This is a genomic window from Corynebacterium sp. ACRQK, from assembly GCF_022345965.1.
Taxonomy (GTDB): domain Bacteria; phylum Actinomycetota; class Actinomycetes; order Mycobacteriales; family Mycobacteriaceae; genus Corynebacterium.
The window spans coordinates 12,732-37,273 of record NZ_JAKRMU010000008.1 but is presented as its reverse complement, the minus strand read 5'-3'; the positions used below and the strand labels follow the sequence as shown (position 1 = coordinate 37,273).

21 protein-coding genes and 1 riboswitch are annotated in these 24,542 nt (G+C 63.0%); of the genes, 3 read left to right on the top strand and 18 right to left on the bottom strand.

Annotated elements, in window-relative coordinates; translation table 11 throughout:
* Positions 1–4: 4 nt before the first annotated feature.
* Both MHX63_RS08945 and MHX63_RS08940 read right to left on the bottom strand, forming a co-directional pair.
* Positions 5–1,627, bottom strand: a complete 1,623-nt coding sequence (locus MHX63_RS08945) for an AMP-binding protein (RefSeq protein WP_239388244.1) — start codon at positions 1,625–1,627, stop codon at positions 5–7.
* 250 nt (positions 1,628–1,877) lie between these two features.
* Entirely contained in the window at positions 1,878–3,167 is a 1,290-nt protein-coding gene (locus tag MHX63_RS08940) for an adenylosuccinate synthase (RefSeq protein WP_035004838.1), read from the bottom strand.
* 180 nt (positions 3,168–3,347) lie between these two features.
* Between MHX63_RS08940 and MHX63_RS08935 the strand changes: the two genes are divergently transcribed.
* Positions 3,348–4,205: a hypothetical protein gene (locus tag MHX63_RS08935; RefSeq protein ID WP_239388242.1), complete on the top strand. Its 858-nt coding sequence runs from the start codon at positions 3,348–3,350 to the stop codon at positions 4,203–4,205.
* A 12-nt stretch (positions 4,206–4,217) separates the two neighbouring features.
* On the opposite strand, the gene MHX63_RS08930 is transcribed toward MHX63_RS08935, so the two are convergent.
* The 11 genes from MHX63_RS08930 to MHX63_RS08880 form a co-directional block, all read right to left on the bottom strand.
* Positions 4,218–5,927, bottom strand: coding sequence for a Rib/alpha-like domain-containing protein (locus MHX63_RS08930; RefSeq protein ID WP_239388240.1), 1,710 nt, complete (start codon positions 5,925–5,927; stop codon positions 4,218–4,220).
* Between the two features lie 113 nt (positions 5,928–6,040).
* Positions 6,041–7,279, bottom strand: coding sequence for an aromatic acid exporter family protein (locus MHX63_RS08925; RefSeq protein WP_239388238.1), 1,239 nt, complete (start codon positions 7,277–7,279; stop codon positions 6,041–6,043).
* Between the two features lie 10 nt (positions 7,280–7,289).
* Complete coding sequence (locus MHX63_RS08920; protein ID WP_239388236.1) at positions 7,290–8,234, bottom strand: endonuclease/exonuclease/phosphatase family protein; 945 nt, start codon at positions 8,232–8,234, stop codon at positions 7,290–7,292.
* A gap of 17 nt (positions 8,235–8,251) precedes the next feature.
* Positions 8,252–8,791: a DUF3151 domain-containing protein gene (locus tag MHX63_RS08915; protein ID WP_239388234.1), complete on the bottom strand. Its 540-nt coding sequence runs from the start codon at positions 8,789–8,791 to the stop codon at positions 8,252–8,254.
* 14 nt (positions 8,792–8,805) lie between these two features.
* Positions 8,806–9,840 carry a class II fructose-bisphosphate aldolase gene (gene fbaA / locus MHX63_RS08910; RefSeq protein ID WP_005297034.1) on the bottom strand — a complete coding sequence of 345 codons (1,035 nt, stop codon included), beginning with the start codon at positions 9,838–9,840 and terminating at the stop codon, positions 8,806–8,808.
* Between the two features lie 182 nt (positions 9,841–10,022).
* Positions 10,023–11,312, bottom strand: a complete 1,290-nt coding sequence (locus MHX63_RS08905) for a glycoside hydrolase family 76 protein (protein ID WP_239388232.1) — start codon at positions 11,310–11,312, stop codon at positions 10,023–10,025.
* A 380-nt stretch (positions 11,313–11,692) separates the two neighbouring features.
* Complete coding sequence (locus MHX63_RS08900) at positions 11,693–12,376, bottom strand: TrmH family RNA methyltransferase (RefSeq protein WP_239388230.1); 684 nt, start codon at positions 12,374–12,376, stop codon at positions 11,693–11,695.
* 9 nt (positions 12,377–12,385) lie between these two features.
* Positions 12,386–12,928, bottom strand: a complete 543-nt coding sequence (gene pyrE, locus MHX63_RS08895) for an orotate phosphoribosyltransferase (protein ID WP_239388228.1) — start codon at positions 12,926–12,928, stop codon at positions 12,386–12,388.
* 47 nt (positions 12,929–12,975) lie between these two features.
* The gene (locus tag MHX63_RS08890; RefSeq protein ID WP_239388226.1) at positions 12,976–14,793 is read right to left on the bottom strand and encodes a hypothetical protein; all 1,818 of its coding nucleotides are present in this window, start codon (positions 14,791–14,793) and stop codon (positions 12,976–12,978) included.
* Positions 14,794–14,816: 23 nt separating this feature from the next.
* Positions 14,817–15,200 (bottom strand): glycine cleavage system protein GcvH, encoded by a 384-nt coding sequence (gene gcvH, locus MHX63_RS08885; RefSeq protein ID WP_239388224.1) that lies wholly within the window; start codon positions 15,198–15,200, stop codon positions 14,817–14,819.
* A gap of 197 nt (positions 15,201–15,397) precedes the next feature.
* Positions 15,398–16,309: a hypothetical protein gene (locus MHX63_RS08880; protein ID WP_239388222.1), complete on the bottom strand. Its 912-nt coding sequence runs from the start codon at positions 16,307–16,309 to the stop codon at positions 15,398–15,400.
* Between the two features lie 241 nt (positions 16,310–16,550).
* Here MHX63_RS08880 and MHX63_RS08875 point away from each other — a divergent pair, with 241 nt between their 5' ends.
* The gene (locus MHX63_RS08875) at positions 16,551–16,961 is read left to right on the top strand and encodes a helix-turn-helix domain-containing protein (protein WP_239388220.1); all 411 of its coding nucleotides are present in this window, start codon (positions 16,551–16,553) and stop codon (positions 16,959–16,961) included.
* 122 nt (positions 16,962–17,083) lie between these two features.
* Here the strand turns inward: MHX63_RS08875 and gcvT are convergent, their stop codons facing one another.
* Both gcvT and gcvP read right to left on the bottom strand, forming a co-directional pair.
* Positions 17,084–18,253: a glycine cleavage system aminomethyltransferase GcvT gene (gcvT, locus tag MHX63_RS08870; protein ID WP_239388218.1), complete on the bottom strand. Its 1,170-nt coding sequence runs from the start codon at positions 18,251–18,253 to the stop codon at positions 17,084–17,086.
* Positions 18,254–18,302: 49 nt separating this feature from the next.
* Entirely contained in the window at positions 18,303–21,269 is a 2,967-nt protein-coding gene (gene gcvP / locus MHX63_RS08865) for an aminomethyl-transferring glycine dehydrogenase (protein WP_239388216.1), read from the bottom strand.
* Between the two features lie 49 nt (positions 21,270–21,318).
* A riboswitch (glycine riboswitch) is annotated at positions 21,319–21,428 on the bottom strand.
* A 227-nt stretch (positions 21,429–21,655) separates the two neighbouring features.
* Here gcvP and MHX63_RS08860 point away from each other — a divergent pair.
* Positions 21,656–22,540 (top strand): SDR family oxidoreductase, encoded by an 885-nt coding sequence (locus MHX63_RS08860; protein WP_239388214.1) that lies wholly within the window; start codon positions 21,656–21,658, stop codon positions 22,538–22,540.
* Between the two features lie 61 nt (positions 22,541–22,601).
* On the opposite strand, the gene MHX63_RS08855 is transcribed toward MHX63_RS08860, so the two are convergent.
* From MHX63_RS08855 to MHX63_RS08845, 3 genes are read right to left on the bottom strand one after another with little or no spacing between them, the layout of a single operon-like run.
* Positions 22,602–23,060: a hypothetical protein gene (locus MHX63_RS08855; protein WP_239388212.1), complete on the bottom strand. Its 459-nt coding sequence runs from the start codon at positions 23,058–23,060 to the stop codon at positions 22,602–22,604.
* Positions 23,061–23,076: 16 nt separating this feature from the next.
* Positions 23,077–23,643: a PTS glucose transporter subunit IIA gene (locus MHX63_RS08850; RefSeq protein WP_239388210.1), complete on the bottom strand. Its 567-nt coding sequence runs from the start codon at positions 23,641–23,643 to the stop codon at positions 23,077–23,079.
* An 11-nt stretch (positions 23,644–23,654) separates the two neighbouring features.
* A complete protein-coding gene (locus tag MHX63_RS08845) occupies positions 23,655–24,542 on the bottom strand; it encodes a sulfurtransferase (protein ID WP_239388208.1) in 888 nt (295 codons plus the stop codon).

Genomic DNA, 24,542 nt, shown 5'->3' with positions numbered 1-24,542 from the left:
GCCGCTAGGCCTTAGCTGCCACGGGCACGTTCTTCAGATCCTTGCGCAGGATCTTGCCCGTGCTGGACTTCGGGATCGCGGCGATGAACTCGACCATGCGGATCTTCTTGTACGGAGTCACCCGCTCGGCAACCCACTCCATCAGTGCTTCCGCACTCACGGCCGGGTCGTTCGGGTCCACTCCCTGCTGCAGCACCAGGAATGCACGCGGCAGCTCTTCGCCATCTGATTCGCGCAGGTAACCGACCACGGCCGCGTCCGCAATGGCCTCGTGGGTCATCAGCAGCGCTTCCAGCTCGGCCGGAGCGACCTGGTAGCCCTTGTACTTGATCAGCTCCTTCATGCGGTCGACCACGTAGGCGTTGCCCAGGTGGTCTAGATTCGCGATGTCTCCAGTGCGCAGCCATCCGTCGGGGGTGATGGTGTTGGCGGTGGCTTCCTCGTTGTTAAGGTAACCGAGCATCACCTGCGGGCCACGTACCCACATTTCGCCTTCGATGGAACGCTCGCCCTCGTTCGCGGGCGGGTGAATCTCCTCGAGGTCTTCTGTCATGATGTCCACGATCTTCACCTCCGTGTTGGAGACCGGCAGGCCGATGGAATCCAGTGGCGTAACTCCGACGTCACTCACGCTAGTGACGGGGCTGGTTTCCGTCATGCCGAAGCCCTGCAGGATGCGCACGCCCAGGCGGTTGGCCACCGCGTTTGCAAGCTGCCCATCCAGGGCCGCCGCGCCGGAAAGTACGGTCTCCAGGGAGCCGATGTCGAACTTGTCCACCAGCGGGTGCTTGGCCAGCGCCACGGCGATCGGCGGGGCGATGAAGGTGAACGTGATGCCGTGCTTCTGATGTGCCGCCAGGAACTTCTCCAGGTCGAAGCTGGGCATGGTCACCACGTGGGCGCGCACGTACAGGCAGGAGTTCAGCAGGACATTCATGCCGTAGATGTGGAAGAACGGCAGCACGCACATCACCACGGAGTCGCGGTCCAGGCCGTTGGGGCCGAGCCGCACGCCGATCTGCAGGATGTTCGCCACGAGGTTGCGGTGGCTCAGACGCACGCCCTTCGGCACGCCCGTGGTGCCCGACGAGTACGGCAGCACCGCCACGTGAGTCGCCGGGTCGATGGTGACCTCCGGCGCGGAGCGACGCTCCCCCACCAGCGCCTTCAGGCCAGTTGTTTCGTCGGTGAGGTCGATGATGTTGCTCGGGTCGATGCCTGCTTCTTCCGCACCTTGGACGCCCGCTTCTCCCAGCAGCTTGGTCGTCAGCACATACGTCGCACCAGAGTCCTTAAGCTGTTTTGCCACGTCGTGGGCGTTCAGCAGTGACCCCAAGGTAGAAACAGTCGCCCCGGCGCGGAGAATGCCGTGGAAGGCGACCGCGAAAGCGAGGCTGTTCGGGCAGTGCAGCCCGACGACCGTGCCTGGCTTGACTCCGCGTTCGGCCAGTGCGCCCGCGAAGGCGTCAATAAGAGCCTTGAGTTCCCCGTAGGTGGTTTGCGATCCCGTGGCATCGTCCGTGATGGCGATGCGACCGAGGTCTTCTTCGGCGATGTTGCCGAAAAGTACGTCGTAGATTGTGCTGTTCGGGATGTCGATTTCCTGCTGTGGGCTCTGGATCGGCATAGTTTCTCTCCTTGTAGCCGGGGTCTGCGCTTGCAATGTAAGACAAACCTTAAGCGAGTGATGTGCATCACGTCGCCGAACGAATATTTTCCTTTTAAAAATATTCGGATCTTTCCGGCATTCACCCCCGTCGCTCCTCAGTAGACTCGAGGTCCTGCAGGATAATCGCGCTCACCTCAAGCCTCTCCCCGTACCACCGCTGGATGCCACGCTGTCCGCGCTCTAGCGCAGCGCACTCTAGCGCAGCGCCCTAACTCTCCGCGACGTCGTTGATGACGATGGTCTGGTCGCGGCCCGGCCCCACGCCAATGTAGGAGATCCGGCAGCCGGACAGCTCCTCCAGACGCTTGACGTAATCCTGCGCCTTCTCCGGCAGCTCCTCGAAAGTCTTGCAGTCGGTGATGTCCTCGTCCCACGCGGGCATGGTCTCGTAGATCGGGGTGGCGTGGTGGAACTCGGTCTGCGTCATCGGCATCTCGTCGTGGCGCACGCCATCCACGTCGTAGGCTACGCAGATCGGGATTTCGCCGATGCCGGTCAGCACGTCCAGCTTCGTCAGGAAGTAGTCGGTGAAGCCGTTCACGCGGGAGGCGTAGCGGGCGATCACGGAGTCGTACCAGCCACAGCGGCGCTTGCGCCCGGTGTTCACGCCAACTTCGCCGCCGGTGGTCTGCAGGAACTCGCCCCACTTGTCGAACAGCTCCGTTGGGAACGGTCCGGCACCCACGCGGGTGGTGTAGGCCTTGATGATGCCCAGCGATGCGGTAATGCGCGTCGGACCAATGCCCGTACCCACGCATGCGCCGCCAGTGGTGGGGTTAGAGGAAGTCACGAAGGGATACGTGCCGTGGTCCACGTCTAGCATCGTGGCCTGGCCACCCTCCATCAGCACAGACTTACCGGCGTCAAGAGCTTGGTTCAGCTCCGTCGTCGCATCGATCAGCATCGGCTTCAGGCGATCGGCGTAGGAAAGGAAGTAGTCCACAACCTCGTCCACGTCGACGGCGCGACGGTTGTAGATCTTCACAAGGATCTGGTTCTTCTGGTCCAGTGCGGATTCGATCTTCTGGCGCAGGATGGATTCGTCCAGCAGGTCCTGGGCGCGGATGCCCACGCGGGAGACCTTATCGGCGTAGGTCGGGCCGATGCCGCGGCCGGTGGTGCCGATGGCGCGCTTGCCCAGGAAGCGCTCGGCCACGCGGTCGATGGCCACGTGGTAGGGCGCCACCAGCTGCGCGTTGGCGGAAACGCGCAGGCGGGAGGCGTTTGCACCGCGGGCCTCCAGCCCGTCGATCTCCTCGAAAAGCGCCTCCAGGTTCACCACGCAGCCGTTGCCGATGATGGGCGTGGCGTTTTCGGAAAGCACACCTGCGGGAAGCAGCTTGAGTTCGTACTTTTCGCCGCCGACGACGACGGTGTGGCCGGCGTTGTTGCCGCCGTTGGGCTTGACTACGTAGTCGACCTTCCCGCCCAGAATGTCGGTAGCTTTGCCTTTACCTTCGTCGCCCCACTGGGCGCCTACGACAATGATTGCTGCCATGAAAACTAAAACACGTCCTCTGCGTTGGTACTTCTGTACTCATGGGTGTAGCCCCGCTCCAAGCATCTGCTGCATATTCTGTCGCTGCTGTAACTTCAGTTAGAAACCGGGCGGGGCACCTAGACGTTTCTCCATTCTAGTACCTCGCCGGTGCTTGTGGCACGGCTATGGTGGGTTTCTATGTTGTTTATGTTGCGTTGCGATGTTCCCGCCAGCGATCAGCTGCGCGATCCTGTACTGCCGGGCGAGGCCGTGGAGTGCCTCGATCTGTCCGCGGTGCCGAAGCGCAAGGAGCTGCGTTGCCTGGATGATCTGGAGCAGTTCGTGGTGGGTTCCACCCCGTCGCTGGAGGAGATGATGCAGCGCCCCGACGCTCCCCACTTGGGTGCCCCGCAGCCCGACCCGCACCAGGTCAGCGAGCGTGTGCGCGTGATCGTGCAGGGCAGCGATGCCGCTTTGGCCGCCGTGGTGTCCAAATTGATGCGCATTGATGCCCTGTGGGTCGAGGTTGGTTTTATCCCTTCTGGTTCTTCGGCGGTTGCTCTTTCGTGGGGTCTGGACGCCACCTTCTCCCCCGCCGAGCACCTCACCTTCGCACTGGCTTCCCCGGCTGTGCCGACTCCGGTGATCCGCGACGACCATGGCGTGGTGACGTTGGGCGCGGCGGAGGTCACCGGATCGGCAGGCGAGTCCGAGGAGGCGGCGGAGATGATCGGCGAGGTGATCGTCGATTCCGAGATCCTGTATGAGCAGGCAAAGGCGGGCACCAGCGATTTCAACAATGGTGTACGTTTGGTTCCCACGCCGGATGCTCCGGGGTTGGCTGCGGTGCAGCGGCCTCCGCTACCCCGCAAGGGCTGGTTTGGGCGCATAAAGAAGCCCCGCAGTACCGTCTCTCCGACGGTGCTGCGGGGGCGGGCCTTACAGGCCGGTGGGGTGGATCTGGCGGTTACCCGTGATGGGGTGCGGCATCCCCGCCCGTTGAAGTCGGTGACGTTTTACCGCCACCTGCGGGATGGACAGTTCGTTCGCAACTAAGCTCGCCGGCAGTTAGCGGACGTAGCCGTGGGCGCGGGCCCAGTTGTACAGACCGAACAAGCCAGCGCCGATGGCAATCGTTCCGAACAGGGCTGCGAAGAACTTACCCAGCGGGCTGGAGCCAGTGACTCCGCTGGAGCTGCTGGAACCGTTGCTGGATCCGGAGCTTCCGCTCGGATTCTCCTGCTTTTTTACGTTCACCTTCAGCTCCACGGTGGCGGTCGATCCGTCCGGGTAAGTGACTACGACCGGAATGTTGTATTCACCCGGCTCGACGTCCTTGCTCGGCTTCAAGGTCACGGTGCCATCTGGGTTGACGGTGGCCCACTCCGGAGCACCCTCAGCCAGGGCGAACTTGGTGCCCTCCGGCAAGCCCTCGATGGCAGGAGTCTTTGCGGAACGGTTGGCCTGCACGGTGATGCTGCCAAACTCCGGGGAGTAAATCTGGTTGTCCGGCTTCTTGGTCACGGTCACCTTGGCATTTGCTTCGTCGGTGGACCCATCGTCGTAAGTGACGACGACCGGAACGGTGTAATCCTTGACTTCGGTCTCCAGGGTTGGCTTTGCCTCGATGGAGCCGTCCTCGTTGACGGTGACCCACTCCGGCGCACCCTCACCACGGGCAACCTTCGCACCCTCAGGCAGCCCCTCCGGGACAGGGATGGTGGCGGTGCCTTCTTGCTCGACGGTAGCCTCACCGAACTGCGGATCGTGCTGCTCCGCAAGAGACTTCTCCTTCTCCTTTACCGTCACGTTCACAACGGTGTTGTCCGTAGAAGAATCCGAGTAGGTGACAACAACCGGGACGGTGTAGTCGCCCGGCTTCACGTCCAGGCCCGGCTTGACGGTGACGGTGCCGTCCTGACCGACGGTTGCCCACTCCGGAGCGTTGGCACCCTTCGCATAGGTGGTACCCGCCGGTGCCTGCGCGGTGTTCTTCGAGGTAGCGGTATCCTGCTGTTTCACCCGGATGGGGTCGTACTTGGGCTCATTAACTTCAGCGTCTTTGCCCACCTGGGTCGTACCCAGCGGCTGGTACTGATCGGTCATGCATGTGACCCTCAGACCAGGCGTCTTCCAGAACACTTTTCCGACAATTCCCTGCCCCCAAACCATATTGCTGTGAACGACACGGCCGTCTTCGTCTAACTTCGGGAATTTCTTCGGCGTTTGAAGCGTCACCGTACCTTGTTTCTTGGGCTTAAGCTGTAGCTTCAGCTCCTTGAACGCGATGGTCACCAAGCTACCATCCTTGCTTGGTTGCATCATTCCCGTGACATCGAGGACATGGTTGTTCAGGGTTGCATTAAGGTTGGAACCAACGAGTTCAACGTCTTCGGGAATGTGAAATCGGATTCTATTCCCGATAGTCCCACCCTCCTCGAAACTGGGTTGCCCACCAACTTTGCCGGCCTGCTCTTCCCTAACTTGAATAGAGTCAATGTTTACGGTGACGTCTACTACTTCACCAGCATCCACGCGTTCCGGCATCGTCACATGAAAGCCTGTAGAAAGGTCGTAATTCTGGTTCCCCAATCCACCGGCGGCGTACACATTGCACCGGTAGTCCAGGTTCGTGTCCTGCGTCTTGTTAGCCGTGGTAGCCTGCGCCGCTGCTTGGGGAGGGGAGAATGGAGAGTTCGGGACAGCCGTGGCGCTCAGCACCAGGCTAGATGCAGCCGCAACAGCAGTCATTGTGCGGCGGGAGCGAAGAAACATCATAAGAGATACCTCATAGTAGAGCGAGACAACATTAAGCCGTGGTGGGAAACAATTCCCCAACTTCTTTAAGAATCTACTATCGCCACTCTTAAGGTTCCACCCGTAGCCCAGCCCTACTCCCCCAGCTCGTCCCACACCTCCGGCGGCTGCCACGGCCTATCCACCGTCGGCCGCAGAAACGCCATAGCCGACTCACGCGAGTAGCCGCAGACCTGCAGGGCGTCCACAATAATCGAGCGGCACTGCGCCAACACCACCGTGCCCGACAAACCCGTACCCTCCGCGATGGCCAGATCCGCCTCCGCGGCGAGTTTCTGCAGGGCACGTACGATCTCCGGGATCTCCACCGCCTCATCGCGGGTGCCGCGAGTACCGCCCTCGGCGAACAACGCACCCAGCTGGCCCAGCTCGTTAGAGATGCCGCGCATCAGCTCGATCATCTCCTCCGGCGGCTCGATCTCGTCCAGCATCATGATCTCCGCTCGGCGCGCCAGCACGCGCGTATTGCGCATCACGTTATCCACAGGCACCAGGATGCGGTTCATCGACTTCGCATGCCGCCGGGCCGTCCAGTAAATCGGCGAGACGGCCACGACCTCTGACCCGCCGACGACGTTCGTCAGCATGGCATTCACGTTGGTCTGGGTGCCGCGGGCGATCTCCAGGGCCTTGGTGATCTTCGCCGCGTCACGCTCCTCCATCCCCTGCGCCACATCGTCCAGCACCAGCGAAGCCTTCGAGATCAGCGTGGAGACCTCCCGCCTAGCCGGACGCAGCGGGGAGTTCGGCACCAGCGCCAGCACCAGAATGCCGATCACGCCACCGATCAGCGCGTCGATCATGCGGTCCCACGAACCCGAAGACCCCGGCGGCAGGATCGTCGCCACCAGTACCGCGGAACTGGCGGCCTGGAAAGCCACAGAGACCGACTTATCCACGAACGTCGCCACCAAAATGGCGAACAGCACCACCACGGAGACCTGCCAGTATCCGCTACCAATGTTGCTGATCACCAGGTCGCCGATGCCCACGCCCACAGAGGCGCCGAGCACCAGCTCGAAGCCGCGCCGCAGTCGCTTACCAGCGCTCACCCCCAAGCTCAAAACCGCTGCGATGGGCGCGAAGAAAGCCTGCTGGTGGTCGAAAATCTGCTCCGCGATGAGCAGCGCCAGGCCCGCGCCGATAGCGCACTGGATGGCGAAGACTATCCCCTCGCGCACGCGGATTGCACCCTGCACCGGCGCGATACGGCGCAGGTTCCGAGCTGCGGCGCGCACTCCGGGGCGCAGGCGGTTGGCCGGCTCGCCCCACATCTCCTTCGCGGTTCGGGGCCGCGGTTGTGGTTCTGCCATGCCCGCCAGTCTAGGTGGTTACGTCCGCCCACACGGCCAGATGGTCCGTGCCCAGGATCCGCTTTGTACCGCCACCCAGGCACTCGCCGGTGGTCATGATGTGATCCAGCCGAATCACGGGGAACACCGCCGGCCACGTTGGGGTGTGCGCCAGGTGCCCCGTGCAGTCGCTGAGCTCGAAGTCGCGGTAGCGCGGGTGGCTGCGCGTTGCGTTGAAGTCCCCGGCCAGCACCAGGTGGCGCCGGGAGTTCGCCCACTCGCTGAGGTTCGCTAGGTCGCGCTCCCACGCCGGGCGGTCGTCCTTCGCCGGCGCTACCGCATGCACGCCCACGAACTCGCTGTTGCCGTGCAGAGGTGCGTTCACGCGCGGGGTCTGGAAGCGAGTAAGCCCACGGACCATGTTGCCGTGCGCCCCTGTTTTCTCTTTATATGACGCCGACACGAGCGCCACAACATTATCCGCCCGATCGTTGCCAGGTCGTGGCTGGGTCATAGGGAGATAGCCGGTCTTGTCCGCCACGCTGCTTACCTCCTCGGCGTTCGTCTCCAGGAGGAAGACCACATCCGGTTTAAGCTCATCGATGGCACGCGCAATCCGCTTATCGTCGGCCTTGCCCCAGTAGGTGTTCAGGGAGAATACGCGGGTCGGGTTGGTGGCGTCCGAAAAATTGGGCGCCGGTACGCGCGGGACGATCAAGACCGCCAGCAAAGCCAGTACCGCGCATAGCGCCGCGCGGCGTACCGAACGGAGGATGCCGATACCCGCCGCGGCGAGCACACCGGCGACCCACGCACTGGCCTGCATTTCGGCCACAAAAGGCCAGCCGGCGGTGGGGTTTGCGGGCCAGAGGATGCTGGACATCCAGAAGATCGCCACGACTAGCGTGGCGATGCAGAGGTTCCGGTTCACTCCGCGGCTCGGGGCTGGCAGAGAGAAAGAACGGCGTTGGTTCATTTCCGTTCCGGCACGGGTTAGCCCTCGGCGGGCGGGGTGGCGCCGGGTTCGGTGATGGGCTTGGACTCGGCCTTCTTGCCGGAGCCGTCTAGCCCCAGGGCTGGGGCTGCCGCCGGGTCGCAGTCGTGTAGCAGGTTCAGGCAGCGCACGACCTCATCGTCCTCGCCGAGAGTGCGGGCGGTCTGCACCAGCGCGCCAATAGCGCGGAGCACACCCTGGTTCGGCTCGTGGCTCCACGGGACCGGACCGGTGCCGCGCCAACCGTTTCCACGCAGGGCGTCCAGGCCACGGTGGTAGCCGGTGCGGGCGCAGGCGTAGGCCTGCACGGGCTGGCCTTCGGCCAGCAGCACCTCGGCCAGGGCGGCCCATGCGCCGGAATCCTTCAGGTTCTCCGAGACCGCGGCCTCCAGCGACTCGCGCGACTGCGTAGTACTTGCACCACCGCCGGCACCGGCACCGCCTTCCACCGGAATGGAGCTTGCCAGCTCCTGCGGCAGGCGCACCTCCGGGTGCTCCGCGCCGAAGAGGTCTCGACTGTGACGAATCTGTTCTGCCATCGTGCTAGCGAAACCTACTTAGCGACGGAAGTGCCAGCGGAGTGCAGGTCGTTGCAGGCCTCCACCACGCGGACGGACATGGCCTCCTCAGCCTTCTTCAGGTAGGAGCGCGGGTCGTAAACCTTCTTGTTGCCGACCTCGCCGTCGATCTTCAGCACGCCGTCGAAGTTGGTGAACATGTGGCGGGCAACCGGGTTGGTGAAGGCGTACTGGGTGTCCGTGTCCACGTTCATCTTGATCACGCCGTAACGCAGAGCCTCCTCGATCTTCTCCTTCTCGGAGCCGGAGCCGCCGTGGAAGACGAAGTCGAACGGGTTGGAGCCCTCAGAAAGACCCAGCTTCTTCTCCGCAACCTTCTGGCCCATGTCCAGAACCTCCGGGCGCAGCTTCACGTTGCCCGGCTTGTACACGCCGTGAACATTGCCGAAGGTAGCGGCCAGCAGGTAGCGGCCGTGCTCGCCGGTGCCCAGGGCATCAACAGTCTTAGCGAAGTCCTCTTCGGTGGTGTACAGGTTAGCGCCGGCCTTAGCCTCCACGCCGTCTTCCTCGCCACCGACAACGCCGATCTCCACCTCGAGGATGATGTTGGCCTTCTGGGCGTCAGCCAGCAGATCCTTAGCGATCTCCAGGTTCTCGTCGATCGGGATAGCGGAGCCGTCCCACATGTGGGACTGGAACAACGGGTTCTCGCCGGCCTCCACGCGCTTGCGGGAGATCTCCATCAGCGGGCGGACGTACTCGTCCAGAACTTCCTTCTGGCAGTGGTCGGTGTGCAGAGCAACGTTCACGCCGTAGTGCTTAGCAGCCTGGTGAGCAAACGCAGCCAGGGCCTCCGCACCTGCAACCATGTTCTTCACGGCCAGACCGGAACCGAACTGGGCGCCACCGGTGGAGAACTGGATGATGCCGTCGGACTCCGCATCCGCAAAGCCCTTCAGAGCAGCATTGATGGTCTCGGAAGAAGTGCAGTTGATGGCGGGGTATGCGAAGCCATTCTCCTTCGCATTATCCAGCATGTCGCGGTAGACGTCGGGGGTTGCAATAGGCATTTCGATGCTCCTTCAATTCCTTGGAATAGGGCAGGTAAGTCTCCGCCCACAATTATGCCCACAAATTCAACGCCGTGCAGTCACTCCGGCGAGCACTCCCCCTTATGTCCACGTGCCCTCTCTGCACACTGCCTCTCGCCGCTCGTCTACCCGTCTCTCGCTACTCGCCCACCACTCGAGCGTCACTCCGCCACGATGGTGCGCGCCACCGCCTCCATCAGCATCCACCCGGAAAGCTGGACAGATAGATCCCGCTCCGCAATATCGGAGCTCGCCACTGCTCCCGCTATTGTCGCGCCTACCAATCCTCCGGCCTGCGGCATTGTCGCATCCTTCGACCAATCGGCAGAGAACACCGGCAGCCCATCGACCTCCAGGCGGAAACGCCACACCTGCTCGGCTGTCGCCAGCACAATCCGCCGGGCTATGGCCACAGCCTCCGTGCCGTGCCGACCTGGCGTCGGCAAACACTCCACAACAAGAGAAAGATAACGCGCAAGAATGCCATTAAACAGTCCGCCGTCACCACCCGTAGTGCGCGCATTGATCGCACCATCGCGGTCGGTAAGGTGCACCTCGATCGCGCGGAGCAGACCATGAACGCGGGTTATTTCTTTGACGCCCACATCTGAAACCGTGCGGTCCTCCACCCCAGCCGCACGCCTGCGCGCGAGGGCGAGCTCCACGCACGCGCCGATCATCACGCCCTGACAATAAGGATGCACCGCCGTGACGGGTTCCGGGCCGGCCATCCGCATGTGGATACCATCCATGACCAGGCCGTCTTCGTTAATGAGGTTGTCGAAGGTCCAGTCGATCAGGCGCTCCGCCGTCTCGATATCGCCATTGCGCGCGGCGAGGATGGCGGCAGGGCCGTTGGTGGGGACGTTGTAGAAAGTCTCCTGCGTGCGCCACGGCAACACGCCCGTGAGGCTATCCACACCCTCGAAAATGTTCTCCACCAGAGGTTCCAGCTCGCGAGGGGTGCCGAGTTTTGCCTGGATCTTCGGAGTGTTCGCCACCCGCTGTAGGGCCAGAGCCAGCCACGCTTTGTCGTCGTAGTAGTGGTTGGCGGTCAGGGGGCGAAGGTTGCGGATGCGCATGGCGCGGAGGTGGCGGCGTATGGCGACCATCCGGGAGCGGGTGGGGCGGCGGATGGCGGCATCGATGAGATTGTCGATGTAATGAGCTTGCCACCAGTAGTGCCAGCGGACGAACATGCGGTCGCGAGTGGTCGGCGGCCAAGCGATAACTCCCATCGTGGTGCGCGGAATGCCCCAGAGGCGGCTGGCGTGGCGCTCGTAAACAGCCTGGTAGGCGAGGTCCGCGCGGTGGTCCCAGCGCTCGATGATCTCCTGGTTGGGATTGGGGGGTTTGGTCGCCTCTGCTTGTCCAGCTTCCTCCGTCTGTCCAGCGGCAGATCCCTGCGCCGCCTTACTACCCCGTTTCTTCTTGCCGGGAAGATTAAACACTCTGCACACCTCACTCGGTTGTAGCGCTCTGCAAAACAGTCTAGCCCTCCTCCGGAACTGCGCTGCCCGCCAGCCAAATCCCGCAGCTCATCTCCCAAATCCCGCTTCCCACTACCCAAAACCCGTGGCTCATCTCCCAAATGCCGTTACCCAGCAGTCAAATGTCGCAAAGCTTGCAATTTGTTAATGGCAATGCTTTCTATTTATACAAACATGCAGGTCAGAGAGTTTTTACAGTTTGGAGACAATGCCCAAATTCACGAATTACCAATTTTCCGACACTTACGGGAAAACACAGTCCGTAGAGCAGCAAAGCCTAGCCCCCCTCCCACCTTCCAGGTCCACGAAATCCCCACATTCCAGACCTGGAGACACCTCATTTACCAGGCCTCAGATAGGTCCGCGTGCTGGCGGATCCACGCATGCATCGCAATCCCCGCCGCCACTCCGGCGTTAATGGACCGCGTCGAACCAAACTGAGCAATAGAAACCGTCATCCGCGCAGCATCTTGCGCCTCCTGGGTCACACCCGGCCCTTCCTGGCCAAACAGCAGCAAGCACCGCTCCGGAAGTTCCGCGGATTCCAGCGGCACGCACCCCGGGGTGTTATCCACCGCCACCACAACTAGCCCCTCCCGGGCGGCGAATTCCAGCACCTCCCCCACCGTCGCATGATGCTGTAAGTGCTGGTAGCGGTCGGTTACCATCGCCCCGCGCCGGTTCCAGCGCCGCCGTCCAACAATGTGCACGGTATCCACCGCGAAGGCGTTCGCAGTCCGCACGACGGTGCCAATGTTCGAGTCGTTTTCGAAGTTTTCAATGGCGATGTGCACCGCATGCCGGCGGGTATCAATATCCGCAATGATCGCGGACTGCTTCCAGTACCGGTAGGCATCCACCACATTGCGTGTGTCCCCGACATCCAGCAGCTCGGGGTCGAAGCGCGGATCCGTCGGGCGGGGCTGGTCTGGGTGTTCTTCTTCCCAGCTGCGCACCCCTCGGGGATGCTCCAACCACTCCGTCGGTCCGGGTTTATCGTGTGATTCGGGGGAAGTGGGCGTCATCAAAAATACCTAGGAAAGCCCCAGGTCGGACAGGCCCAGCAGAGAGCGGTACTCGACCCCCTCGGCCTCAATAACATCCTTGGCGCCGGTCGCGCGATCCACGACGGTGGCCACGCCAACGACGGTTGCGCCAGCCTCACGGGCAGCGGCGACAGCAGTCAGCGGGGAGTTGCCCGTGGTGGTCGTGTCCTCGACGATCAGCACCCGCTTGCCCTCAATATCCGGGCCTTCGATGCGGCGCTGCATGCCATGCTTCTTGGCTTCCTTGCGCACGACGAAGGCGTCGATGGGGTTACCGTCCGCGTGCATGATCGCCGTCGCCACCGGGTCCGCGCCCAGAGTCAGCCCGCCGACGTGCGCGTAGTCCCAGTCGGCGGTCAATTCGCGCAGCAGCTCGCCGATCAGCGGCGATGCCTCGTGGTGCAGGGTCGCGCGACGCAGGTCGACGTAGTAGTCGGCCTCCTTGCCAGAGGAAAGGGTCACTCGCCCGTGCACTACCGCCAGCTCCTTGACGAGCTCGGCGAGGCGCTGTTTCTTGGCTTCATCGATCATTTCGGTTGCTCCTTTTTGTCTGTGCCGTTGTCTGTGCCCGGCGGGGCTTACTGCTGGTCGTCTTCGACGACCTCGCCGTCGACGGTTTCGTACTCGATCGGTTCGATGGGTTCGGGGCGGGCGTGGCGTGCCTCTGGCGCGCGATGACGCCCACCGCTCCGCCGACGCTGCGTCACTGGAGACAGGCGCACTTCAGTGGACTTAGTCTCCTCGAACTCCTCGAAGATGGTGGCCTCTTCCGCCTCGACGCGGATGACCTGCGCGTATTGCGAGTTGTGCGAGCTCATGTGCTCGGGGTCTTCGCCCAGGCGCGGGATGCCTCCGTCGCGGCGGCGTCGCCGCCCCGCGTGGAGGTCGTCATCCTCCGCGGGGTCGTCGTAGTCGCCCACGGCGAAGCTGTCGAAGCTGTCCGGGTCTCCGCCTTCCCAGCGGGTGTGCGTACGGGAGGGGAAGGTCACCGGCTCGGCGGGGCGGGTGATGTCGGGCCGCTCCGGGTTCGGCACTTCCGCATGCGCGGCGGCTTCTTCGGTGCGGGCAGTGCTGTCTTGCGTGAAGTTGGAATCTGCGGCGGAGGCGGTGGCGTCGCCACCTTCGGCGCTAGTATCGGCAGCGCCAACCGCAGCGGCATCCTCAGCGTCATCCGCAGTGCCGTCGGGCACGGCCCGCAAGTGTGCCGCGCGGCGGGAGGAGGTCTCGGCGGCCTGTTCCTCGATCTCCTCCTGGTTCACCGGGTCGGCGGTGTTCACCTGCAGCGGACCGCCCGGCAGGGGACGCAACTGGTCGGCAGACAGCATCTCCAGCGGCGCGCTGGTCTGCGCCGGGGGCAGCACCATCGCGGCGTCCACCAGGGAGCGCAGCCGCGGCAGGATCTCCTGCCACACATGGAAATCGAGCTTGCGGGAAATCCGCACGACCGTCCAGTTCTGCCCCCACGCCACGTCGCGAGCGACCTGAGACAGTGCGGCTAGAGAGTCCTCCACGCGGGCGTCCAACATGCGGTCCAGCGCGCGGACGTCGGTGGTGTATGCGGCGAACGGGGGCTGGTCCAACAGGTCGGTGCGGCGCATGCCAGCGGGCTGCGCACCATCAGCGGAATACAGCACCTGAACTGGTGATGCTTCCGCCCGGCGCATGGCCAACAGCGTGGACGATCCAACGTCGCCGATGTGTACCTGGTGCCCGTCGACGAAGCCGCTGACAACCTCACGCAGGGTCGGTACTCCGCGTCGCTGATCCCCCAGGAGAGCGATGGGCCAATCGCGCGCGACTTCGCCGTCTTCCTTCGTGTACTCGAAGCCGTTGTCGGTCGCCCATTGGCGACGCCGCCTCCGGGGAAAACCGAAAGCCGCCATTGCTGACGCGGGCCCGGACGCAGGCGTGGGCGCGGGGGAAACGGCGCCTTCCTCTTCTGCAGTCTCAGCTTCGGACCGATCCTCCGACGGTTCCTCTGCCCAGCCCTCAGCGGAGCTCTCGTCTAGATCATCGTCCGCATCTTCTACCGGGTATTCGACGGTATATTCGCCTGGGTCGTCTTCGTCCCCGGACCACGAATCGAACTGTGGGCCGTCCCATGCTGCGGACCATTCTTCGTCATCCGCTTCGGTCCACTCGCCGCTTTCCTCCGCGGGCCATTCGTCGCCCTCAGAGTCGCCTTCGAAGTCGCCCTCCGGGTCGTCCCCCAGATCACTCTCAGCCCCCTCCAGCTCGGACCACTCATAGTCCTCATCCGGGGACCAACCCGCGTCCCCGTATGAATTCCCCCCGTCATACCCGTCGGTGCCACCGGCTGCGTCGTTATTCTTTGCGCGCAGCAGTAACCACACGGCGAGGCCCAACAGGGCCAAGCCGAGAATTAACGCGAACATGGAACCGACCATAGGGTCTTGTTTTACTCGTTAGCCGCCTGGTAAGCCTCAGCCTCCATCAGCTCGCCAGCCTCGGTCACCTTGACCTCGTACAGCCAGCCCTCGCCGTAGGGGTCCTCGTTAATCAGGCCAGCGTTGTCCTCCAGCGCCTCGTTCACAGCCACGATCTCGCCGGAAACCGGTGCGTAGATGTCGGAAACGGACTTGGTGGACTCAACCTCGCCGAAAGCCTCTCCAGCCTCGACCTCGGAGCCAACCTCCGGCAGCTCGACGAACACGATATCGCCCAGCGCCTCAGCAGCGATGTGGGTAATGCCCACGCGCACGGTCTCGCCTTCCACGACGGCGGAGGTGTTAACCCACTCGTGCTCCTCGGAGTACAGGAAATCGGTTGGCAGTGCAGACATGTGTGTTAGCTCCTTAGCGTTGTTAGCTTCGCAGGTGGGCACTCGGTTGAATTCGCTGTTCAGAGGCCAGCCGCGACGGCCGAGCGCCTAGTCAGAAAAACTTTTGACTCACCTGGGTACCTTACACGAATGACGCGAGTCCTAAGCCACTCTCAGGTGACAATGCCACAATAGTTCTTGCACCCGTGCCTGAGTAGTTACTTCCACACGAGCACCTGGCGGCCACGGATACCTGGAGTTGCCAGTCGCTCCCATGCCCGTAGGTATTCCAGTTCAGCGTCGTAGGTACGATCCACGCGTGGAATCAATGCCCCGTCGTTAACGAGGTCCACCAGATGCGCGAGCGCATCGGGGTCAGAGTGGACGTGGACGGATCGCGAAGTGATTGCACGCGGCGCATCCACCGGGAAAGCAGGTAGCACGCCGACGTAGTTGCCGTTATCCGAAATAGCCGGCAGGACCACATCGGGGATAGTGGCAGCATCGAGCACCGCACCTACCTGAAAGCCACTACTGATGAGGCGCTCGAGAGAAGTGACAAGGTGCGCGCCGCGCTTTTCCACAAACTGACGGTCGTCTTCCCTAGCTAGGCCGTAAACGCGATCCCACTTTCCCGAGGCCTTAGCCAGCTCGAGAGCGTAACCTCCAACGGCGCCCGCTGCACCGGTGATGAGGAGATCCCGGCCTGCTGGCTCATCCAGCAATTCCAAAAACTGCAAAGCCGTGAGGCCATTGAGTGGGATCGTTGCTGCGTCGACGAAAGAAATGTTGTCCGGCATCAGGGCTAGCTGGTCCGCATTGACGTTGATGTACTGGGAATGCGCAGCCAGCGGGTTACCAATAGTCGGAGTTAAGCCGATGACTTTGACACCCGGGAGGATCGAAGGGTGCGTGGACTCGGCAACTACTCCGGAAAATTCCCAGCCCAATCCGAAATCACTCTGAAGACCAAATGCTGCCCTGCCGTCTGCAGATGGGGACAACGCATCGACAGGATTGACGGTGGAGGCGAAAACTTGAACGAGTAGCTCGCCCTGTGCAGGGCGTGGAATATCACGGTCGACCAGCTGTGGTTCAGGGGTGTTTGGGACGGAGATGATTGCCTTCATGGGGAAGGTCCTTTCTATAGCGGGGTGTACATATGCCACGTGCGCACACGAATCGGCACACGCCATCTCGAAAACCGAAACCGGCCTCTAAATTCGGAATTCTTCGCGATGGACAAACTCACCATAATATTGCTACTCTCTTCTGGTAAGTACTTACTTCAAAGTCGGGTTCGCACCCGCTAGTAAGTTTCCTGTTCACGCCACTCAAATGGTCTGAAGAGAATCTCCGGAGGATCCCCCAATGGCCACCCAGAGTGCTTCTCAGCGCCGAAAAAACCGCAAAATTGAATACAACGTATTCATGAAAGACTGCCCCAGCCGTAAACTTTTGGACACGATCGGCAGTAAATGGGTGACTCTCGTGCTCACCACCTTGAGCGGTCGCACTTTACGGTATTCCCAGATCAGGGAAGAGATCGCGGGGATCAGCGAGAAGATGCTGACGCAAACTCTGCGCAACCTCGAACGCGATGGACTTGCTCTGCGAGAAGTCACCGCTTCCATTCCCCCACGGGTGGATTACCGTCTCACTCCCCTTGGTGAGTCATTGGTAACCCCCATCATGGCCTTGCGTTCCTGGGCAGAAAACAACATGGGCGCTATCGAAACTGCCCAGCAACGCTACGACGCTGAAGAGTCCGGCACCGTCTAAAGAAGCCGGGTTGGGAAAGCCCACCGTCCTCCGCGCTGCCCCACGATCCGCAGCGGTCACCTGAAGCTGCCGGCGCTGGCTGCTTCAGATGTGCGAAGCACCATTGCTCGAGACGCTGGCTGTTATTTCTCGCGGGAGTAAAAGGGCAGCGCTACGACCTTGTATTCGAAGCGCTTGCCGCGGATGTCTACCTCCACGGTCGCACCCTCGGCGGCCGCACCGGAGGAAACGGCGGACTTCGCGACGTACGCCAGTGCCACCGGGTGGCCCAACGTCGGCGACAGCGCACCGGAGGTCACGGCACCGATGGCCTTCTCGCTCTCTCCTGCGAACACCTCGTATCCCCCACGGGCAGCGCGACGGCCTTCGCCGGCCAGCCCGACAAGCACCTGCTGGGTGCCCTTTTCCTTGGCGGAAACGATGGCGTCACGACCAACGAAAGAGTCCTTCGACTTCGTCGCCGCAAGAATGCCCAGACCAGCGTCGACCGGGGTGAGCTTCAGCGATAGTTCGTTGCCGTACAGCGGCATGCCTGCCTCCAGGCGCAGGGTGTCGCGGCAGGCCAGGCCACACGGCAGGCCACCCAGCTGCGCGGCCTGGTCCATGGCCTTGGCCCACACGATCTCCGCGCCGTCGTTAGCCACGATCAGCTCGAAACCATCCTCGCCGGTGTAGCCGGTGCGGGCCACCAGCACGGGCTGACCTGCGGCAACACCGCTGAATGCAGCGTAGTAGCCCAGCCCCTCGATAGCCTCGGCAACGGTCTCGCCCGCGCCGGATGCCTCGGGTGCGTCCACCACGTTCTCCACGATCTCCAGCATCGCCTGCGCGGCCTTCGGACCCTGCACGGCGATCATGGAGGTCGCATCGGACTCGTTGTTAACCTCCACGTCGAAGCCCTCGGTGCGCCCCTGCAGCGCAGAAACCACGTTGTCCACGTTGCCCGCGTTCGGCACGATCAGGAACTCGTTTTCGCCCAGGCGGTAGGTGATCAGGTCGTCGATGATGCCACCGGATTCGGTGCAGATCATCGAGTACTTCGCCTTGCCGATCTTCACGGCCGACAGCTTGGAAATCAGCGCGTGGTCCAGGAACTCCGCCGCCTGCGGCCCGGTTACGCGAACCTCACCCATGTGGGAGAGGTCGAATACGCCCACGGCGTTGCGTACAGCGTGGTGCTCGTCCAGCTCACTGCTGTACTTCAGAGGCATGTCCCAGCCGCCGAAGTCGGTAAATCGCGCGCCCAGCTTCTCGTGCACCAGGTGCAGCGCGGTCTTCTTTAGTTCGGTCATGTCTTGTTCTCCTTCTTCTCTTTGTGACGCCCTTTAGCCCCAGCGGACCCTAGTCCTCGTTAATCGCGAAATCTTCCAGGGGCGGGCAGGTGCACACGAGATTGCGGTCGCCATAGGCGTTGTCGATACGACGCACGGGGGTGAAGTACTTGGTGTGTCGCAGGCTGGCCACCGGGTATGCGGCCTTGGCACGGCTGAAGTGACCACCGGATACAGCTTCCTCAAAGTCGTCCCGCACAACAGAATAGGCGGTAAACGGCGCGTGGCGCAGAACGGACTGCTCGGCGGTGACCTTGCCGTCGATAACTTCCTGAATCTCCCCGTGGATGGTGATCATCGCTTCGATGAAGCGGTCCAGCTCTTCCTTGTCCTCCGACTCGGTGGGCTCCATCATCAGGGTGCCGGCGACCGGGAAGGCCAGGGTCGGGGCGTGGAAGCCGAAGTCCATCAGGCGCTTGGAGACGTCCTCGGCGGTGATACCGGAGGCCTTCGTCAGCTCGCGCAGGTCCAGGATGCACTCGTGAGCCACCAGGCCGGTGTCGCCCTTGTACAGCGTCGGGAAGTAGTCCTCCAGCTTGCGGGAAACGTAGTTGGCGTTCACCAGGGCCATACGGGAGGCCTCGGTCAGGCCCTCGTCACCCATCTGGGCGATGTAGGACCAGGTGATCGGCAGCACGCCAGCGGAGCCGTACTGTGCGCCGGAGACCGGCTGGCCGGTCTGCAGTGCAGCATCGCCCGCGACGACGTCGGCGTTCGGGTCGGTGGGCAGGAACGGGATCAGGTGCTCTGCCACGCACACCGGGCCCACACCCGGGCCGCCACCACCGTGCGGGATGGTGAAGGTCTTGTGCAGGTTCAGGTGGGAAACGTCGCCGCCGAACTCGCCCGGCTGGGCCAGGCCGACCAGGGCGTTCAGGTTAGCGCCGTCGACGTACACCTGGCCGCCAGCGTCGTGAACCTTCTGGCAGACGTCGCGTACCTGCTCCTCGAACACACCGTGGGTGGAGGGGTAGGTCAACATGATGGCGGCGGTCTGCTCGCCGTACTTCTCCAGCTTGGCCTCCAAGTCCGGCACGTCGATGGAGCCGTCCTCGGCGTTCTTCACGGCCACGACCTTCAGGCCCGCCAGTGCTGCAGAAGCAGCGTTGGTGCCGTGCGCGGAGGCCGGGATCAGCACGATGTCGCGCTGGTCGTCACCACGGGACTGGTGGTAGCGGTGGATCGCCAGCAGTCCGGCGAACTCACCCTGGGAGCCCGCGTTCGGCTGGACAGAAACCTTGGCATAGCCGGTGATCTTTGCCAGGCGCTCCTCAAGGTCCTCGATGAGCTCCAGCCAGCCCTGCGCCTGCTCGGCCGGGGCGTGCGGGTGGATTCCAGCAAAGCCCGGCCAGGTGATCGGCTCCATGGAGGAAGCCGCGTTCAGCTTCATGGTGCAGGAACCCAGAGGGATCATCGTGCGATCCAGCGCCAGGTCGCGGTCGGCCAGCTTGCGCATGTAGCGCATCATCTGGGTTTCGGAGGTGATGGCGGTGAAGATCGGGTGGGTCAGGATCTCCTCGTCCTCCGAGCGCAGCACGCCGGCCTCGCCCAGCGGGCCGGCGGTGACGTCGAAGCCCGCGGAGTTGACCCCGCCGGTGCGGGAACCCAGCACCTCGATCAGCTTAGCGATGTCCTCATCCGTGGTGGACTCGCCGACAGAGATGCCGACGAAGGAATCGTTAACCTGGCGCAGGTTGTAGCCTGCCTCGGCTGCAGCGCGCAGAGCCGTGGGGGCGTCCCCAAGAGAAGAATCAGACACGTCAACGGTGACGGTATCGAAGAAGGTATCGTGCGCCAGCGTCAGGCCAGCCTCAGTCAGGGCAACGGCCAGGGCAGTCGCGCGGGCGTGCACACCCTCGGCGATGGCGCGCAGGCCGGCCGGACCGTGCCAGACCGCGTAGAAACCGGCGACGACGGCCAGCAGAGCCTGAGCAGTACAGATGTTACTGGTGGCCTTATCGCGGCGAATGTGCTGCTCACGGGTCTGCAGAGCCAGGCGGTAAGCCGGGGTGCCCTCGGCATCCACGGATACACCCACGATGCGGCCCGGCAGCTTACGCTGCAGAGCTTCGGTGCAGGAGATAAAGCCCGCGTGCGGGCCACCGAAGAACAGCGGCACGCCGAAGCGCTGGGCGGAGCCGACGGCGATGTCCGCGCCCTGGGAGCCCGGGGAGGTCACCAGAACCTGAGCCAGCAGGTCACAGTCAACCGTCACCAGCGCGCCGGTCTCCTTCGCCGCGGAGATCAGGCTGGACAGGTCGCGCATGCGACCGGTAGAGCCGGGGTTGGAAAGCACCACGCCGACGAGGTTCTCGCACCCCTCGAAAGCGGCGGCAGCGCTCTCGCCGGCGCCGTCCTCGCCGTCCAGGTCCACGACCTCCACCGGGATGCCCGCAGCCTCAGCGCGAGCCAGGGTCACGGTGATGGACTGCTGGTGCAGGGAGGAATCCAGCAGCACCACGCCGCCCTTCTTGGCGGCCTTCGCATTGCCGCGAGCCATCAGCTGCACGGCCTCGGCCACGGCGGTGGCCTCGTCCAGCAGAGAAGCGCCAGCCACCGGCAGGCCGGTCAGGTCCTGCACCATCGTCTGGAAGTTCAGCAGAGCCTCAAGGCGGCCCTGAGAGATCTCCGGCTGGTAGGGGGTGTAGGCGGTGTACCAGCCCGGATTCTCCACCACGTTGCGGCGGATCACGGCCGGGGTGATCGTGTCGAAGTAGCCATTGCCGATCAGCTGCTGCTTCTGCACGTTCTTGTCAGCGTAAGCACGCAGGGCGGCCAGGGTATCCGCCTCATCCAGCGCCTCCGGCAGGCCGATCGGGCCGGCCTGGCGGATGGACTTCGGGAGGGCATCGTCGGCCAGCGCGACGGAAGATTCGTAGCCCAGGTATTCGAGGATCTCCTGGGTATCGGCCTGGTTCGGGCCGATGTGGCGCTGAACGAAGGGGGCTGAATTACGGCGAGTAGCTGCAGAAGACATAGCTTTATAGGGACTTTCCGGTCGTAAGTGCACGGTCGTTAAAAGGAGTCCTCCCCACTCTGTCGCTTGTGCCTGAGAGCTTCACCCGGTCAACCCGGCTTTTCTCCTTCGGCGCCCGCGTGCACACGACTGCGCGCAGGTCTTTCCAGAGTTGCCTCACTGTGACGGTACTTGGGGCCTGAGAGTGTCCCGGGGAGGATTTGCTCCGTCGGCGGCCGGCGCGTGGCTAGCGCCGAGCCTCTCCCACCACAGCTAAAAGCGGCAAAAATGTATGCAGTTTTCTCCCACATCATAGCCGTAGTGCGACGGATCACTAAAGAATCCTGACAATGCGGAAAATCTCATTCCGCCCGCATCCCCCCATTCCAGCAGCCAAAATAATGAGCATGGCAAAACTTTTCAGCATCCTCCCCTTCCCTTCTCGCCCACTTCCCGCCGTCAACGGCGGAGTGGCCATCGTCACCGGCGCCTCCTCCGGCATCGGCCGGGCAACCGTTGCCTCCCTCGCGGAGCTCAGATCCAGCAGCGGCGCAGGCACTTACGTCCCCGACCGCATCATCGGCACCAGCCGCAACCCCGACAACATCACCGACCCCATCGACGGGGTGGATTACCTACCCCTCGACCTCGAAGACCCCGCCAGCATCGACGAGTTCGCAACCCGCGCCCTCGCCCTCGGCCCACCGACCGTGCTGGTAAACAACGCTGGCGAAAGCCAATCTGGCCCACTGGAAGAGCTCCCCGACGATGCCCTGCACCGTCTATTTGAGATCAACGTTCTGGGACAAGTGGGCGTCACAAAGAAAATCCTCCCGACAATGCGCGAACAAGAGTTCGGGCGCATCGTGATGGTCGGCTCCATGCTGGGTAGCTTCCCGCTGGCCTACCGCAGCAGTTACGTCGCCTCCAAAGCCGCCATCAAGGGATTCGCCTTCGCCGCCCGGCGCGAGGTCCAGCCCTTCGGCGTGGGCATATCCGTGGTGGAACCCGGCTCCATCAACACTGGACTATCCACGCGGCGCACGAAGTATGTGGACTTGCAAGGGCCCTACGGCGCGGAGTTCACTACCATGTTGACGAACCTGGATAACAACGAGGCCAACGGTATCTCCGCCGAACGCGTGGCTGAGGAAAACCTAAAGCCCATCACCGCCGCCCGCCCCAAGCCGCTGTACGCGACCGGCTCGATGGCGCCGGTGGTCTTCCCACTGTCGCGCGTTCTGCCGACTTCAGCAATGCACTGGCTGATCAACCGGAAGCATGGTCTATAGGCGCATGCCACCCAGCCAGCGCCGCCCCGCCAGCGCCAGCCCCGCGCCGCTTAAGTCCGAATTAAGTCCGGAAGCTCTTATCCCAGACAACCTCCACGGGTTCGTCGTCGCGCAGAAAAAGTTCGTCATCGACGTCACGCCCACGGCGGGTGGACCAGTCGTCCCATGGCGCAGCGAACAGCGCCAGCACCGCCGCGCCGACGATCCCCACGATCATCAGCGACCCCGCGATAACCACCAGCCAGATCGGCGAAGACAGATAAAACACCAATGCCAGCAGTGCCGTACCGACCAGCCCGATGCTGCCCATCAGCGTGTATAGGCGGTTCACGGGGTGCCGCCGATGCCCATAACTATTGCGCTGCGTGGCCGCCAGTGGCCACACCTGCAGCACTGCCAACACCGCAAAATAAACCCCGGCGATACTCTGCAGCTGCTGCGGCGTGAAAATCTCCACCACCCGCGACAGTGCCAGAATCATGCCGACCACCGACAGGATGCTAAAAATCCTCCGTGTCATTGCCCAAGCACCCCCTTTACACCCAGAACAGGTTGTCGCCGTCCATCACAGGCTCACCGGAGAACACGTCTAGCTTTATTTCTGACGCCCCCATCTGCAACCCCAACACCATCACCACCGGATCGAACCCCATCCGGCCCAATTCCCGAGGAGCGTACGTGCACACGGGAGTTCCCTGACGCACCAGGTCTCCCTCCTGGACGTGCACGTCGAAGCCCTGGCCGTTGAGACGCCCGGTATCCACCCCCAACTGCATGAAGATCGACGGCTGATCAGCCAGCATCTCTGCGTGAGAACCGCCGGGCACCGACTGCGTCTGGATCACAAACATGTTCGGCGCCACGCGCTTCATCACTCCCCCGATGGGCGCGAGGATCTGCACAACCTCCACGCCTGCGTCGGGGATCACCGCCACACCGGCGCCGACAGTGCCGGTGGCGAGGACCGGGTCGGGGACGGAATCGAGGCTGACGGCTGTCCCCGCCAGCGGGGTCACAACGGGAAACTTCGCAGAGGAGTTCTGCGCAGCCACTTCACGCTGCTGGCCAGGCCTACGGGGATCCAGGGGAAAATTGGGATCCATACTCCTGCAGTTTAGTCGCGCTCGATGGGGCGCGAGGCGGAAGCGGACCATTGGGACCAACCTCCCACAAAGTTCGTCGCACCCGGCAGCCCAGCGTACTCCATCGCGGCGATAAGCAGGGAGGAGTGCAGACCCGAGCCGGAATACACGCACACATCGTCGCCACTGGTCACGCCGTGGTTGGCGAAGATCTGCCGGATCTCCTCCGGGGTCTTCACGCGGCCACTGGCGCTGCTGTCGCGCTCACTGTGGTTGTTGAATAGCTCCTTGACCGGGATGTTGATCGCCCCGGGGATGCGGCCCGCCTGGTGGTCGAATCGCTCCTTGAGTCCGGAATAGCGGGAGGGCTCGCGGGCGTCCACTAGGATGCGCTCCTCACGCCACTGCTCCACTTCCTCGAGGTCGAGGGTCGGCATACTGCCTGGGCGCACTTTTACGTTACCCCGGCCGCGCAGGGCTCCGATACCGCCAGCAACATCGCCGCCCGCGGACTCCCAGGACTTGGTACCACCGTCCAGGATGCGGACATTCTGCACACCTGCCCAACGGAAAATGAACCATGCGCGGGCCGCGTAGAGGTTGGCGCCGGCGTCATAAATATAAACAGGGCGACCATCCGTAATGCCCCAATCGTCGAAGCTTTTCTGTAGGCGCTCCGGCTCGGGCAGAGGGTTGCGCCCCTTGCGACGGGACGGGATAGAGGCCAGATGCATCAAGGGGTTACAGAACATGGCACCGGGGATGTGCTGCCCCACGTATGCCTCCCAGGCGCTGTTTTCGGTGCGCGCCCAGTGCGAATCGATCACGGTCATGCGTTCGCCCCGCCGGAAAGCCTCCAGCATCTCCTCACCGGAGACAAAGGGGCTGGCGGGCTGCTGTTGGGCAGAAGAGTTGCTCAT